General features: G+C 60.3%; 15 protein-coding genes. 13 read left to right on the top strand and 2 right to left on the bottom strand.

The features are described 5' to 3' along the window. Positions 1 to 16: 16 nt before the first annotated feature. From FIL88_RS13500 to FIL88_RS13465, 8 genes are read left to right on the top strand one after another with little or no spacing between them, the layout of a single operon-like run. Positions 17 to 1,228 (top strand): sirohydrochlorin chelatase, encoded by a 1,212-nt coding sequence (locus FIL88_RS13500; protein WP_142854502.1) that lies wholly within the window; start codon positions 17 to 19, stop codon positions 1,226 to 1,228. Beyond that, a complete protein-coding gene (locus tag FIL88_RS13495) occupies positions 1,225 to 1,881 on the top strand; it encodes a precorrin-8X methylmutase (RefSeq protein ID WP_142854409.1) in 657 nt (218 codons plus the stop codon). Before FIL88_RS13500 ends, FIL88_RS13495 begins: the two co-directional genes overlap by 4 nt. Further along, entirely contained in the window at positions 1,878 to 3,077 is a 1,200-nt protein-coding gene (cbiE, locus tag FIL88_RS13490; protein WP_142854408.1) for a precorrin-6y C5,15-methyltransferase (decarboxylating) subunit CbiE, read from the top strand. The genes FIL88_RS13495 and cbiE overlap by 4 nt, the downstream gene beginning before the upstream one ends. Beyond that, complete coding sequence (gene cobI / locus FIL88_RS13485) at positions 3,074 to 3,775, top strand: precorrin-2 C(20)-methyltransferase (protein ID WP_142854407.1); 702 nt, start codon at positions 3,074 to 3,076, stop codon at positions 3,773 to 3,775. Before cbiE ends, cobI begins: the two co-directional genes overlap by 4 nt. After that, on the top strand, positions 3,766 to 5,565 hold the full coding sequence (cobJ, locus tag FIL88_RS13480) for a precorrin-3B C(17)-methyltransferase (RefSeq protein WP_142854406.1): 1,800 nt from the start codon (positions 3,766 to 3,768) through the stop codon (positions 5,563 to 5,565). The genes cobI and cobJ overlap by 10 nt, the downstream gene beginning before the upstream one ends. Beyond that, positions 5,562 to 6,353: a precorrin-4 C(11)-methyltransferase gene (gene cobM / locus FIL88_RS13475; protein ID WP_142854405.1), complete on the top strand. Its 792-nt coding sequence runs from the start codon at positions 5,562 to 5,564 to the stop codon at positions 6,351 to 6,353. The genes cobJ and cobM overlap by 4 nt, the downstream gene beginning before the upstream one ends. Before the next feature lie 51 nt (positions 6,354 to 6,404). Further along, positions 6,405 to 7,871, top strand: coding sequence for a cryptochrome/photolyase family protein (locus FIL88_RS13470; protein ID WP_142854404.1), 1,467 nt, complete (start codon positions 6,405 to 6,407; stop codon positions 7,869 to 7,871). Positions 7,872 to 7,927: 56 nt separating this feature from the next. Continuing rightward, positions 7,928 to 8,278, top strand: coding sequence for a hypothetical protein (locus FIL88_RS13465; protein WP_142854403.1), 351 nt, complete (start codon positions 7,928 to 7,930; stop codon positions 8,276 to 8,278). 6 nt (positions 8,279 to 8,284) lie between these two features. Here FIL88_RS13465 and FIL88_RS13460 read toward each other — a convergent pair whose 3' ends face one another. Together FIL88_RS13460 and FIL88_RS13455 are read right to left on the bottom strand one after the other, a co-directional pair. After that, on the bottom strand, positions 8,285 to 8,827 hold the full coding sequence (locus tag FIL88_RS13460; RefSeq protein WP_142854402.1) for a L,D-transpeptidase family protein: 543 nt from the start codon (positions 8,825 to 8,827) through the stop codon (positions 8,285 to 8,287). An 81-nt stretch (positions 8,828 to 8,908) separates the two neighbouring features. Beyond that, on the bottom strand, positions 8,909 to 10,078 hold the full coding sequence (locus tag FIL88_RS13455; protein ID WP_142854401.1) for a MalY/PatB family protein: 1,170 nt from the start codon (positions 10,076 to 10,078) through the stop codon (positions 8,909 to 8,911). Between the two features lie 100 nt (positions 10,079 to 10,178). Between FIL88_RS13455 and def (FIL88_RS13450) the strand changes: the two genes are divergently transcribed. The 5 genes from def (FIL88_RS13450) to FIL88_RS13430 are packed head-to-tail and all read left to right on the top strand — an operon-like array spanning position 10,179 to position 13,065. Beyond that, entirely contained in the window at positions 10,179 to 10,700 is a 522-nt protein-coding gene (def, locus tag FIL88_RS13450) for a peptide deformylase (RefSeq protein ID WP_407642368.1), read from the top strand. Continuing rightward, the gene (gene def, locus FIL88_RS13445; protein WP_142854399.1) at positions 10,697 to 11,194 is read left to right on the top strand and encodes a peptide deformylase; all 498 of its coding nucleotides are present in this window, start codon (positions 10,697 to 10,699) and stop codon (positions 11,192 to 11,194) included. The genes def (FIL88_RS13450) and def (FIL88_RS13445) overlap by 4 nt, the downstream gene beginning before the upstream one ends. Then, positions 11,191 to 12,090, top strand: coding sequence for a methionyl-tRNA formyltransferase (fmt, locus tag FIL88_RS13440; protein WP_142854398.1), 900 nt, complete (start codon positions 11,191 to 11,193; stop codon positions 12,088 to 12,090). The genes def (FIL88_RS13445) and fmt overlap by 4 nt, the downstream gene beginning before the upstream one ends. Before the next feature lie 38 nt (positions 12,091 to 12,128). Next, positions 12,129 to 12,368, top strand: a complete 240-nt coding sequence (locus FIL88_RS13435; RefSeq protein WP_142854397.1) for a GlsB/YeaQ/YmgE family stress response membrane protein — start codon at positions 12,129 to 12,131, stop codon at positions 12,366 to 12,368. Positions 12,369 to 12,402: 34 nt separating this feature from the next. Then, entirely contained in the window at positions 12,403 to 13,065 is a 663-nt protein-coding gene (locus FIL88_RS13430) for a hypothetical protein (protein WP_185960946.1), read from the top strand. Positions 13,066 to 13,071: the final 6 nt, after the last annotated feature.

The raw sequence follows: 13,071 nt of genomic DNA, 5'->3' as shown, positions 1-13,071 counted from the left end.
GTCGAAAATTGGTGTGATGATCTGCGGGCATGGCTCGCGTAGCCAGGACGCTGTTGATCAGTTCGCAGTCCTAGCTGAAAAACTCCCGGCCTATTTCCCGGACGACTGGATGACCGACTATGGCTATCTGGAATTTGCCAACCCTGTGATCCGCGATGGCTTGGACCGTCTGCGTGAAGCGGGCTGCGACCGCATTCTGGCCGTGCCGGGCATGCTGTTTGCGGCGATGCACACCAAGAACGACATTCCGACGGTTCTGAACTCCTATGCTGAAAAGCATGGGGTCGACGTGACCTATGGGCGAGAGCTGGGCGTGGATCCCAAAATGATCGCTGCCGCCGGTGCGCGCATTCAGGAAGCTGTCGAGGCTGCTAATGCCGAGAAAGGCGACGTGCCGCTGGAAGAGACCTGTCTTGTGGTCATCGGTCGTGGTGCCTCGGACCCCGACGCCAACGGCAACGTCGCCAAAGTGGCACGTCTGTTGCAGGAAGGTATGGGCTTTGGGTGGCTGGAAGTGGGCTATTCCGGCGTGACCTTCCCGCTGGTCGAGCCGTGCCTGAACCACGTAACCAAGCTGGGCTATAAGCGCGTCATCGTTTTCCCGTATTTCCTGTTCTCGGGCATTCTGATCGACCGGATCTATGGCTTCACTGATAAGGTGGCTGCTGAAAATCCGGACATCCATTTCGTGAAAGCGGGCTATCTGAACGACCACCCGAAAGTGCTGGAAACCTTCGCCGAGCGCGTGACCGAGCAGTTGGGCGACGTGCGCCCGCCGAACTGTGGCACCTGTGGCTATCGCACGCAGGTTCTGGCGATGGATGGCGGTGAAGAGAAAACCATTTCTGTCGAGGATCGCGAGAAGCACCCTGCTTTCGCAGATGTCCCGCCGCCCACTTGCGTGATGTGCAAATACCGCGTGGAAGTTCTGGGATTTGAGGCCGAGGTCGGCGCCATTCAGGAAAGCCACCACCACCACGTTGAAGGGCAGGGGGCATCGGCGCCGGGTTCGAACGTGGCGGATTGTAAGATGTGTGACGCCTTCTGCACAGGCGAATGCCGCCTGCATATGGGGCATCACCACCACCATGATCATGATCACAGCCACGATCACGGGCATGACCATGGCCATCACCATCATCACCACGATCATGACCACGACCATGTGCACGCGGAATACCCCCATGCGAAACACCCGCATGGCCCAGAATCGGCACGCTCGAAATGAGCACGGGACGCCCCCCTTTGCGCTATGAACGCGACCCAATGGCGATCTATGCCGAAAGCTTCGCGACCCTGCGCCGCGAAGCTCGGCTAGAGCGTTTCCCGGGCGGCATGGCGGCCTTGGCGACGCGCGTGATCCACGCCTGTGGCATGGTCGAGGTTGCGGACCGTCTGGCCTTCTCGGCGAACGCCTATGAGGTTGGGCATGCCGCGCTTAAGACGGGCGCGCCGATCTTTTGCGACTGCGAGATGGTCGGCGCGGGTATCATTCGCCGCTATCTGCCTGCCGAGAACGAGGTGATCGTCACCCTAAACGACCCGCGTACGCCTCCGCTTGCGAATGAGATCGGCAACACGCGCTCTGCCGCTGCGGTCGAACTGTGGGCGGACAAGCTGGAAGGTGCTGTCGTCGCCGTCGGCAACGCCCCCACTGCGCTGTTCCACCTGTTAGAGCTGATCGACGCAGGCGGACCAAAACCCGCCGTGATCCTTGGCTTCCCGGTGGGGTTTGTAGGTGCGGCGGAAAGTAAGGCAGAACTGGCGAACAACCCGCGTAGTTGCGAGTTCGTTGCCCTGCGCGGACGACGCGGCGGCTCGGCGATTGCATCCGCTGCTGTAAACGCGCTGGCGGCGGGACTTCCGGAGGAAAACGCATGACCCAACCTTGGTTGCATATCATCGGTATCGGTGAAGATGGCGTCGACGGGCTGGCCCCGGCGACCCGCGCGGTTCTGGATGCGGCCGAGGTCATCGTGGGCGGCAAGCGCCATCACGAGATGCTGGAGACCGAGGCCGAGCGCCTGGCCTGGCCCTCGCCCTTTGACAGCCTGATCGCTGAGTTGGAAATGCGGCGCGGCAAGCGCGTGGCCGTGCTGGCGACGGGGGATCCTTTGTGGTTCTCGGTCGGGGCCAAAATTGGCCGCCACTTCGATGCGTCCGAAATCGTCTATCACCCGCAGGTCGGCGCGTTCCAATTGGCCGCGGCCCGCATGGGCTGGTCGATGGCGGATCTGGAAACCCTGACGGTGCATGGCCGCCCGGTCGAGCAGATGATTGCCTTCATCCAACCCGACGCCCGTCTTCTGGTTCTAACCACCGGCGCCGAGACCCCGGGCCAAATCGCAACCTTCCTGACAGAACGTGGCTTTGGAAAATCCCGCATGACGGTTCTGGCTCATATGGGCGGCGACAAGGAAGCGCGGTTCGATGGGCTGGCGGAAAGCTGGGACCATGAGGTGCCCGAGTTCAACACGCTGGCGGTTGACTGTGTTGCCGCGCCCGACGCTGCGCTTTTACCGCGCGTACCAGGTCTGGCGGACGAGCTGTTCCAATCCGACGGCACCATGACTAAGCAAGAGGTCCGCGCGATTACGCTGGCGAAGCTGATGCCGATGCGCGGTGCGCTTTTGTGGGACATCGGAACGGGCTGTGGGTCGGTCGCTGTGGAATGGATGCGCGGTGCACGCTATGCCCGCGCCATCGGGATCGAACCGAAGCCCGAACGCCGCGCTATGGCCGCCGCGAACGCATTGGCGCTGGGCGTGCCGCGTTTGGAACTGATCGACGGCATGGTCCCTGCTGCTCTGGACGGGCTCGATGCCCCAGATGCCGTATTCATCGGCGGTGGTCTGACCGAAGAAACCTTCGACGCCGCATGGGCCGCGCTGCGCCCGCTGGGCCGTTTGGTCGCCAATGCCGTTACCATCGAAAGCGAGATGTGCCTGACTGCCCTGCACAAGAAGCACGGCGGACAGTTGGTGAAACTGTCCGTGGAGCGCGCGGAAGCGCTGGGGTCATTATCCGGCTGGAAACCCCTGCGACCTGTCACCCAATGGAGCCTGATCAAACGATGAACGGAACCCTCTATGGGATCGGCCTTGGCCCGGGAGACCCCGAGCTGATGACGCTGAAGGCTGCGCGTCTGATCGCGGCGGCGAAGGTCGTGGCCTATCCGACGCTGGAGCGTGGCGACAGTTTTGCCCGCGCGATTGCCGCCGGTCTGATATCGGAAGATGCCTATGAAATCCGAATCCCGGTGCCGATGAGCGTCGAGCGTGCGCCGGCACAAGCCGCTTATGATGCCGGCGCTGCGAAAATTGCCGATCGTCTGGCCGCTGGCGATGATGTGGTCGTGCTGTGCGAGGGCGACCCGTTCTTCTATGGCTCGTTCATGTATCTCTTCGCGCGCCTCTCGGACCGGTTTGATTGCGAGATCATCCCCGGCGTGACCTCGATCACCACCGTTGCTGCCCGTGCGCAAAAGCCTTTGGTCGCCCGCAATGAACGCCTGACCGTTTTGCCCGGCCCGCTGGACGAAGCCGAACTTCGGTCGCGTATCGAAGGCGCAGAGTCGGTGGCAATCATGAAAGTGGGCCGCCACCTGCCCAAAATCCGCGCAGTCATAGAAGACCTCGGCCTGACGACGAAAGCCACATATGTGGAACGCGCAAGTCTGCCGGAAGAAGTCGTGCTGCCCCTGTCCGAGGCCCCTGAAAAGGCCCCCTATTTCTCGATGATCCTGCTTGCGAAAGGAACTGACCCATGGCTGTAACGCCTGTTGTAATTTGCCTGAACTCTTCGGGCGAGGCTTTGGCCCATCGGGTCGCCGAACACCTAGGCGCACAGGTCCATGGGCGTGAAGGCCGTGTGGAAAAGGCCGATGCGTTCTTTCCTAATGCGCTGGATCACGTGCGGATGCTGTTCGCGGCGGGCACACCGATTGTGGGTGTTTGTGCTGCGGGCATCCTGATCCGCGCGGTTGCGCCGATCCTTGCCAATAAACTGGCCGAGCCTCCCGTTGTGGCCGTGGCCGATGATGGTTCTGCTGTGCTGCCATTGCTGGGCGGGCATCGCGGGGCGAACCGTCTGGCCAGCCAGATCGCAGCCGAGATCGGTGCCACTGCTGCCGTGACCACTGCGGGCGACGTGTCGATGGGCGTGGCGCTAGACGAGCCACCTGTGGGCTATCGTCTGGCAAACCAGAAAGACGCCAAGGAAGCGATGGCAGAACTCTTGTCCGGCGCTGGCGTGTCCATCGTGGGCGAGAACATCTTTGACATCGAGGATGCAGGCGGTTCGGTCGAACTGGTTGTGTCTGAGGCCCCGGTCGAGACCGGCCCGACCTGTTTGGCCTATCACCCGCAGCGCTTCGCGCTGGGCGTGGGCTGTGCGCGCAATGCGGACCCGGAAGAGCTGTGGCAGAACGTGTCTGAGCAATTGGTGGCTGCCAATATCGCGCCCGATGCGATTGCCTGCGTCACGTCGCTGGACCTGAAAGCTGACGAGCGCGCGATGAACGATCTGGCGCGCCGTCTGGGTGTGCCGTTCCGTGTGTTTACCGCAGAAGAACTGGAAGCTCAGACCGCACGTCTGGCGAATCCCTCAGACGTCGTGTTCGACGAAGTGGGCTGCCACGGTGTATCGGAAGGTGCCGCGCTGGCCGCTGCCGGACCGGACGCCGAACTGGTTGTCGAAAAGGTCAAAACCGCCAACACAACCTGCGCCATTGCCCGCGCGCCCGAACCGATCACCGAGATGCGTGGCCGGACCCGTGGCAAGCTGTCCATCGTCTCGATCGGGCCGGGCCAGCATACATGGCGCACGCCGGAAGCCAGCCACCTGCTGCAAGAGGCCGAGGAACTTGTGGGCTACGGTCTGTATATCGACCTGATCGGCCCGCTGGCCGCTGGCAAAACCCGCTCGGACTTCCCGCTGGGCGGCGAGGAAGATCGCTGCCGTTATGCGCTGGAACAGGCGGGCAAAGGCAAGAACGTCGCGCTGGTTTGCTCGGGCGACGCAGGCATCTACGCGATGGGCGCGTTGGTGTACGAACTTCTGGACCGTACCGCCGAAGAAAAAGGCGTTTCGGATGCAGCGCGTCGGGTCGAGGTTGTGTCCACACCCGGCGTGTCCGCGCTGCAGGGCGCAGCTGCCCGCGCAGGCGCACCGTTGGGCCACGACTTCTGCGCCATTTCTCTGTCGGATCTGCTGACCCATCGCGAGGACATCGTGAAGCGTCTGCACGCTGCCGCTGAGGGCGATTTCGTCATTGCCTTCTATAATCCCGTATCGATGAAGCGCCGCACCCTTCTGGCCGAGGCCCGTGACATCCTGTTGAAACACCGTCCGGCAGACACGCCCGTCATGCTGGCCTCGAACCTAGGTCGCCCGACCGAGAACATCCGCTATCGCCGTCTGGACGAATTGCAGGTGGACGAGGTTGATATGCTGACCGTGGTGCTGGTGGGTTCGTCGAACTCGCGTCTGGCGCAACTGGGCGAAGGCCCCCGTATGTTTACCCCGCGCGGCTATGCCCGCCGCATTGATGGAGATCTGTCATGACCGTCTATTTCATTGGTGCCGGCCCCGGCGATCCCGAGCTTCTGACCCTGAAAGCGCAGCGAGTGATTGGCGAATGCCCCGTGTGTCTGTACGCTGGATCTCTGGTCCCGCCGCAGGTCGTTGCTTGCGCACCCGACGATGCGAAAGTCATGGATACCGCAGCGATGACGCTGGACGATACGCATGCCGAGATCAAAGCCGCCCATGAACGCGGTGAAGATGTGGCGCGCGTGCATTCCGGTGACCCGTCGCTGTACGGAGCAATCGCCGAACAGATCCGCCGTCTGAACGCCGACGGCATCGACTATCAGGTCATTCCCGGCGTGCCTGCCTATGCGGCAGCCGCCGCGGCCTTGGGACAGGAACTGACCATCCCCGAAATCGCGCAGTCCATCGTGTTGACGCGGATGTCGATGCAGTCGACCTCGATGCCCGAAGGTGAAACGCTTGAGAATTTTGCCAAGACGGGCGCGACGCTGGCCATTCACCTTGCCGTGCGCAACATGCGCGAGATTGAGCGCGTGTTGACGCCCTATTACGGCGAGGATTGCCCGGTGGTTGTCGCCTATCGCGTCGGCTGGCCGGACGAGATGTTCATTCGCGGCACCATCGCGGATATCCGCAAGAAAGTCCGGGCTGAGAAGATTACGCGCACTGCGTTGATTCTGGTTGGTCCTGCCCTGGATCGCGGTCGCGACTTCAAGGATTCGGCGCTCTATGATCCCGAGAAGCCTCACGTTCTGCGCCCGGTGGTGGGTGTTGATCTGGTCGAAGATCACAATACCTGATCTAAATGCGGGGGCGGGGCGTATACGGTACGTCCCATCCACGAGGTTTTCATGACCACACCCCGCCCCGCAATCCTGTTGTTCCGCAATGACCTGCGTTTGTCAGATCACCCCGCCCTGACTGTCGCTGCGGCAGGTGGAAAACCAGTTATCTGCCTTTATGTGAATGATCCCGACGCGCCCGATCCGATCGGGCGCGCTCAACTGTGGTGGCTGCACCATTCTTTGGCAGCGCTGGGGAGGCAGATTGCGGACCTGAGCGGGCAATTGGTGTTGCGGGCCGGTAAGACACGGGATGTTCTGGGCGACGTGATCCGCGCCACGGGTGCGGATGCGGTGCATTGGTCGCGTCGCTATACGCCGAATGCCATCGCTGCGGATACGGCGTTGAAAGCCCATCTGAATGATCGCGGAATTCACGTTGAAAGCCATGCGGGTCGATACCTGTTCGAGCCGTGGCAGATCGCGACCAAAGCGGGCACGCCGTTTCGCGTCTTCACCCCCTTCTGGCGGTCCTGTCTGGCGCAGTTGGATGCGGCCCCGGCACCTTTGCCCGCGCCTGATGCGTCGTTCATGCGAGATCTGCCTTCGGAGACCCTTGAGGGCTGGGGGGGCCTGCCAACGCGCCCGAATTGGGCCGCTGGATTCGGGTCACTCTGGACGCCCGGCGAAGCCGGCGCAATGGCACGGTTGGACAGTTTTCTGGACAAACGCGCGCAGGGCTATGCGCAGGGCCGTGATTTTCCGGCGGCGACGAACGTGTCGAATCTGTCGCCTCATTTGCAAATGGGTGAAATCACGCCGCGCCAGATTTTGGCAAGCCTGCGCCGTGCCGAGGTTCTTGGCGATGTCGGGCAGCGGGATGGGGCTAAGTTTCTGGCCGAAGTTGGCTGGCGCGATTTCTCGGCCTATTTGCTGTATCACAATCCGACCCTGCCATTGGAGGAATTTCAGCCAAAATTCGCCCCCTTCCCTTGGCGTGATGATGCGAAAGATCTGACCGCGTGGCAGCGCGGGCAGACAGGCTATCCCATCGTAGATGCGGGTATGCGCGAGCTGTTGCAGACAGGGACCATGCACAATCGCGTGCGGATGATCGTGGCGTCGTTCCTGATCAAGCATCTGCGGATCAACTGGCGGGCCGGGCTGTCGTGGTTTCACGACACGCTTTTAGATGCGGATGTGGCATCGAATGCCGCAAGTTGGCAATGGGTGGCGGGCTGCGGGGCGGACGCAGCGCCTTATTTCCGAATTTTCAACCCGATCACGCAAGCCACAAAATTTGACCCGGATGGCACCTATATCCGCCAATGGGTGCCCGAGATTGCAGCGCTTCCCGACAAGTATCTGGGGGCACCATGGAAGGCCCCAAGTGCTGTCCTACAGGCAGCTCATGTGACGCTTGGCATGACCTATCCCCATCCGATCGTTGATCACGCGCGCGCGCGGACCGCAGCGCTTGCTGCGTTTGAGGGACTGTCAGCATCGGCGGAAAACGTTGCCATTGGGGATGGTTAACTTGACCGCAACAATTCTTGTGGCATGATGTTCTTCGGCGAAAAGGGGATGAAGCGATGCTTGAGTATTTGCCAAAAGAAGTGCGTGAGGGGTTGGAAGCTGCGCGCAAAAAAGACCTGAAAAAGAAAAGCCGTTTGCGGATTCGGGTGAATGAGGAAGTATTTCCAATTCTGAAATTCTGGGAGACAGGCTTTGCGCTGGATGCTGAACGTGCGCCGCATCTGCGTGGGCTGGTCGACCTGTATGACGGATCGCGGCACCTGTATCAGTGCCTGATCATCGCCTCGGAAGAGGAAGAGGGTCAGATGAAATACGAATTCAAACGTAAGGCTGAAGCCCACGACGCTGTGCCGCGCGATTATGCCCGTGAAGATGACGCACCCGTTGCATTGATCGAAGGATCGTGATGCGGGCTAGGGCCTGATTTCGACCTCGGTTCCAATTGGTGTAATTGACCAAAGCTCTTCAATCTCGACATCGGAAACGGCAATGCAGCCCGCCGTCCAGTCGCGCTTGATTGTTCCAAATTGCCCCATTCCATTGGGTTGTCCGTGAATGAAGATGTCACCACCCGGGCTGACACCGGCTTGGCGTGCACGCGCGATGTCTTCTGGCCGCGGATAATCAAGCCCAAGCGAAAGATGGAACGCGCTTTTTCCATTCCGGCGATCGATCTTGAATGTACCTTCCGGGGTGCGTCCGTCCCCTTCCTGTTCCTTATCGCCGTCTGGTGCGAACCCAAGCGCAATCTGATAGGTGCGCACAGGGGTACCGCCCTGAAACACGGTCATCGTGCGCGCTGCTTTTGCAACCACGATCCGATCAATCCTGCCTTCGATGGGCACAAGCGTCGGCGGAGGTGCAGGCGGGACGAACCGTTCCCACAAAATGACACCGACAACGCCGATAATGGCCAAAAGAAAGAGGCGAGAAAATGCGCGGGAAATCCGGTTCATGCCCCGGTTTCATCCAGGAAAACAATGGGATCAAGTGTTTCGCACGGCGCTGGTCACACCGCGCGATTTATTGCCGTTTTCTTATTGAAGATCGTCGAACGCAGCCTTCAGCCGTGCACAGGCCTCATCCACATGGGCGCGCGGCGTGGCCAGGTTGAATCGCAGGAAACTTTCGCCGCCCTTGCCGAAAGTCTCGCCGTGGTTCACGGCCAGTTTGGCGACCTTCTCGACGCGGCGACGATATTCTGCCACCTCCATCCCAGTGCCCGAGAAGTCGACCCACGCCAGATAGGTGGCCTCCATCTCCATCGACGCAAGGCCGGGGATTTCAGCAATGGTGGCATCAAAGAGTTTGCGGTTTTCATTGATATAGTCGACGACACCATCCACCCATTCGGCCCCGTCGGGCGAATAGGCGGCCTCGGCCATAACAATCCCGAACGAGTTCGCCGACAGGCCCATCGCCGCCATGCGCCCCGCAAATTTTGCGCGAAGATTGGGGTCGGGCACGATGACATTGCCGGAATGCGACCCGGCAATGTTGAACGTCTTGGTGGTGGCGGTCATCATCACCAGTCGATCCTCGATCCCGTCAATCTTGGTCATGGGAATGTGCGTCGCGCCGGGGAACACAAGATCGTGGTGAATTTCGTCTGAGACGATGATCAGGTCATGGCGGCGGGCGAAATCAGCGACGCCTTCCAGTTCATCCCGGGTCCAGACACGCCCACCCGGATTGTGTGGCGAACACAGGATCAGCATCTTTTCGTTGCCCTGCATCATTGCATCATAGGCTGCGAAATCCATTTCATAGCGGCCATTGTTGTTGACCAAAGGGCATTCGCGCAAGTCACGCTCAGCGGCGCGGATAACGCGTGCGAAGGCGTGATAGACCGGGGTGAAGAGAACAACGCCATCACCGGGATTTGTGAAGGTGTCGACGCACATGGCCGTCCCGTTGACCAGACCATGGGTGGTAAAGATCGCAGCCGGATCAATCTGCCAGTCATGGCGGGTTTTCATCCACCAGCAGATGGCATCTTTGTAGCTGCTTTCATCGCCGTAATATCCATAGATCCCGTGATCTAGCATCCCCTGTAATGCGTTTTGGACAGCCGCAGGTGGGCGAAAATCCATGTCCGCCACCCACATCGCGATTCCATCATCCTTGGGGACGCCATAGATCTTTTCCATCATATCCCATTTGGCGGAATGGGTGCCGCGGCGTTCGATGATCTCGTCGAAATTCATGGTCTCTCCTTCGGGGTCGCGTTTGGGGCACGTTAGCGGCTTTGACAGCGGGTGCAAGCCAGCCATTGCACCAAACGGGTGCATGTCCTAAATGCAGCATATGACCATCAAACCGATCCTGATCCACCCCGACCCGCGCCTGAAGAAGGTGGCCGATGCTGTGCCTGATCTGTCCGACGATCTGCGCGTACTGGCCGACGACATGTTGGAAACCATGTATGACGCGCCGGGCATCGGTCTGGCCGCGCCGCAGATAGGCATTCTGAAGCGCCTGATCGTGCTGGATTGCGTGCGGGATGAAGACGCTCCACGCGAACCGGTGATCATGTTCAATCCTGAAGTCATCCGCGCCTCGGACGAGACGAATGTTTATGAAGAAGGCTGCCTGTCGATCCCTGATCAGTTCGCCGAAGTCACCCGCCCGAAAGAGGTCGGTGTGCGCTGGGTAGACCGCGACGGAAATGTGCAGGAACAGGAATTCGACGGGTTGTGGGCGACCTGTGTGCAGCACGAGATTGATCACCTGAACGGCAAGCTGTTCATCGACTATCTGAAGCCGCTGAAGCGCCAGATGATCACCCGCAAGATGCAGAAACTGAAGCGCGAGCTGGCCCGGTCGTGACCCACCGCCCTTATGTGAAATACCCGCATAAATGCCTGCGCACGGTGGCTGAACCGGTCGAGGCTGTGACGGACGAGGTCCGAGCCATCTGGGACGAGATGATTTTTGCGATGGACGCCATGCCCGGCGTTGGCTTGGCCGCGCCCCAACTGGGGATCATGCAACGTCTGGCGGTTGTGGATGCATCCGACGAACGCGGGCAAGCCGTTCGGATGGCGAACCCCGAGATCCTGCATGCTTCGACCCAATCGCGTGAGCATGAAGAGGCCAGCCCGAACCTGCCCGGTGTCTCTGCCGTAATCAGCCGCCCCCGCGCTGTAACCGTACGGTTTTTGAACGAAGCAGGCGAGGTCGAGGAACGGGATTTCGTGAACATCTGGGCGACCTCGGTGCAGCATCAGATCGACCATTTGAACGGCAAGATGTTCTTGGATCATCTGTCGCGCACGAAGCGTGACATGTTGGTGAAAAAGGCAAGGAAACTGGCGCGATGAGACTGGTATTCATGGGCTCGCCCGACTTCTCGGTTCCAGTGCTGGACGCTTTGGTTGATGCCGGACATGACATCGTCGCCGTCTATTGTCAGCCGCCCCGTCCGGCTGGACGCGGGAAGAAGGATCGCCCCGGTCCGGTTCATGCGCGTGCGCTGGAATTGGGGTTGAAGGTCCGTCACCCGGTGTCCCTGAAAGGGGCGGACGAGCAACAGGATTTTGCCGATCTGAATGCTGATGCGGCGGTGGTCGTAGCTTATGGATTGATCTTGCCTCAGGCCATATTGGATGCGCCGAAACATGGCTGTCTAAACATCCACGCTTCGCTTTTGCCGCGCTGGCGTGGGGCTGCACCGATCCATCGTGCGATTATGGCGGGCGACGCAGAAACCGGTATCTGCATTATGCAGATGGAGGCCGGTTTGGACACTGGTCCGGTTCTGTCGCGCGAATCGACCTCCATAGGGGCTGAGGAAACCACGGCGCTTCTACATGACCGGCTGGCCGCCATGGGGTCACGCATGATCGTTGATGCGCTGGCGCGGTTGCATGACCTGACGGCAGACGTGCAGCCCGAGGATGGCGTGACCTATGCCGCCAAGATCGACAAGGCCGAGGCGCGGATTGATTGGAGCCGTCCGGCGATTGAGGTCGATCGCTTGATCCGTGGCCTGTCTCCGTTCCCCGGCGCGAAATGTGACATGGCGGGCGAGCAGGTGAAGCTGCTGGCCTCGCGACTGGCGGATGGACAGGGTGCACCTGGGCAAGTTCTGAACGGTTTGACCATTGCTTGCGGTGAAGGTGCCGTGGACGTCCTGCGCGCCCAACGTCCCGGAAAACGCGCGATGGAGGCCGAAGATTTCCTTCGCGGATTTGAGATACCGGATCAGGTCACTTGAGCCTTTCAATTCTGTAAGCAAGTCGCCATATTGCCCTTATGCCTATTATTCTTTTGATCATCGTCGGAGCCGCTGCAGGTTTCCTTGCCACCCGCATCATGGATGTGCGCACAGATGTGCCGACGACCGTCGCCATTGGGGTGGGCGGCGCGCTGCTTAGCGGTTTGCTGATGCGTTTCCTTCTTACCATTGGTAGCTTTGCCTTTGGCGCTATTGGGGCCGTGTTGGGGGCGATGCTGGTGATCTGGTTATGGCAGCGCCTCTCGGGGCGCGGTTAACACGCGGTTAACCTTCCTGCTGCACTGTGAACCTATGGTGGTTCGTGCGCTCTTTTTCTGTTTCTTTGCTGTGATCTCGGCCGGGTCGATGTCCTTTGCCGGGGCGTGGCCACGCGAGCAGGGGCAAGTGTTCCTGTCGGTGACTGCGGTTCAGGACACGGACAGCTTGCAGGATTATCCGCGCGGGATGGCCTATGTCGAATATGGGTTGCGCCACAACATCACGCTTGCGGGCAAGATCACCTATGATTTCGCGATGCTGGAGCTGACCGAATATGCGCTGTCTGCCCGTTGGCATTTCCCCGAGAATGATCAGCCGCTGCGCAAAGCGTTAAGCCTGACCTTAGCAGGACCAGAGGACGACCTTCGGATTGAGCCGGCTGTGCATCTGGGGCGTGGGTTTGACACGGCATTTGGGTCTGGGTGGGCGGATCTCGAGCTTTTTGCGAGCGTATCAACCGATGGGCGCCCAACCGACTATGGCGGCTATGGTGTGCTGGGTGTTAAACCCCATGATCGACTGATGGCGATGCTTGGAGTCGATGTGATGGTGACCCCGGATGAAACCGTTGTGAAAGCCATCCCGTCGGTCGCGTGGGAGCTGCGCGAGCACCGGCATCTGACGGCTCAATACACAAAAGGTTTGCACGGGAACAACGAAAGCGAGCTTGGCTTGGGGCTGTGGCTGCAATTCTAGCGACGC

Source organism: Aliiroseovarius halocynthiae (assembly GCF_007004645.1).
Taxonomy (GTDB): Bacteria; Pseudomonadota; Alphaproteobacteria; order Rhodobacterales; family Rhodobacteraceae; genus Aliiroseovarius; species Aliiroseovarius halocynthiae.
This window is presented reverse-complemented; position numbering and strand designations above follow the sequence as displayed.

Bases quoted from the DNA above. Each gene is read 5' to 3' on its own strand.
- FIL88_RS13500 (WP_142854502.1), top strand. From the start codon at position 17: ATGATCTGCGGGCATGGCTCGCGTAGCCAGGACGCTGTTGATCAGTTC.
- FIL88_RS13495 (WP_142854409.1), top strand. From the start codon at position 1,225: ATGAGCACGGGACGCCCCCCTTTGCGCTATGAACGCGACCCAATGGCG.
- cbiE (WP_142854408.1), top strand. From the start codon at position 1,878: ATGACCCAACCTTGGTTGCATATCATCGGTATCGGTGAAGATGGCGTC.
- cobI (WP_142854407.1), top strand. From the start codon at position 3,074: ATGAACGGAACCCTCTATGGGATCGGCCTTGGCCCGGGAGACCCCGAG.
- cobJ (WP_142854406.1), top strand. From the start codon at position 3,766: ATGGCTGTAACGCCTGTTGTAATTTGCCTGAACTCTTCGGGCGAGGCT.
- cobM (WP_142854405.1), top strand. From the start codon at position 5,562: ATGACCGTCTATTTCATTGGTGCCGGCCCCGGCGATCCCGAGCTTCTG.
- FIL88_RS13470 (WP_142854404.1), top strand. From the start codon at position 6,405: ATGACCACACCCCGCCCCGCAATCCTGTTGTTCCGCAATGACCTGCGT.
- FIL88_RS13465 (WP_142854403.1), top strand. From the start codon at position 7,928: ATGCTTGAGTATTTGCCAAAAGAAGTGCGTGAGGGGTTGGAAGCTGCG.
- FIL88_RS13460 (WP_142854402.1), bottom strand. From the start codon at position 8,827: ATGAACCGGATTTCCCGCGCATTTTCTCGCCTCTTTCTTTTGGCCATT.
- FIL88_RS13455 (WP_142854401.1), bottom strand. From the start codon at position 10,078: ATGAATTTCGACGAGATCATCGAACGCCGCGGCACCCATTCCGCCAAA.
- def (WP_407642368.1), top strand. From the start codon at position 10,179: ATGACCATCAAACCGATCCTGATCCACCCCGACCCGCGCCTGAAGAAG.
- fmt (WP_142854398.1), top strand. From the start codon at position 11,191: ATGAGACTGGTATTCATGGGCTCGCCCGACTTCTCGGTTCCAGTGCTG.
- FIL88_RS13435 (WP_142854397.1), top strand. From the start codon at position 12,129: ATGCCTATTATTCTTTTGATCATCGTCGGAGCCGCTGCAGGTTTCCTT.
- FIL88_RS13430 (WP_185960946.1), top strand. From the start codon at position 12,403: ATGGTGGTTCGTGCGCTCTTTTTCTGTTTCTTTGCTGTGATCTCGGCC.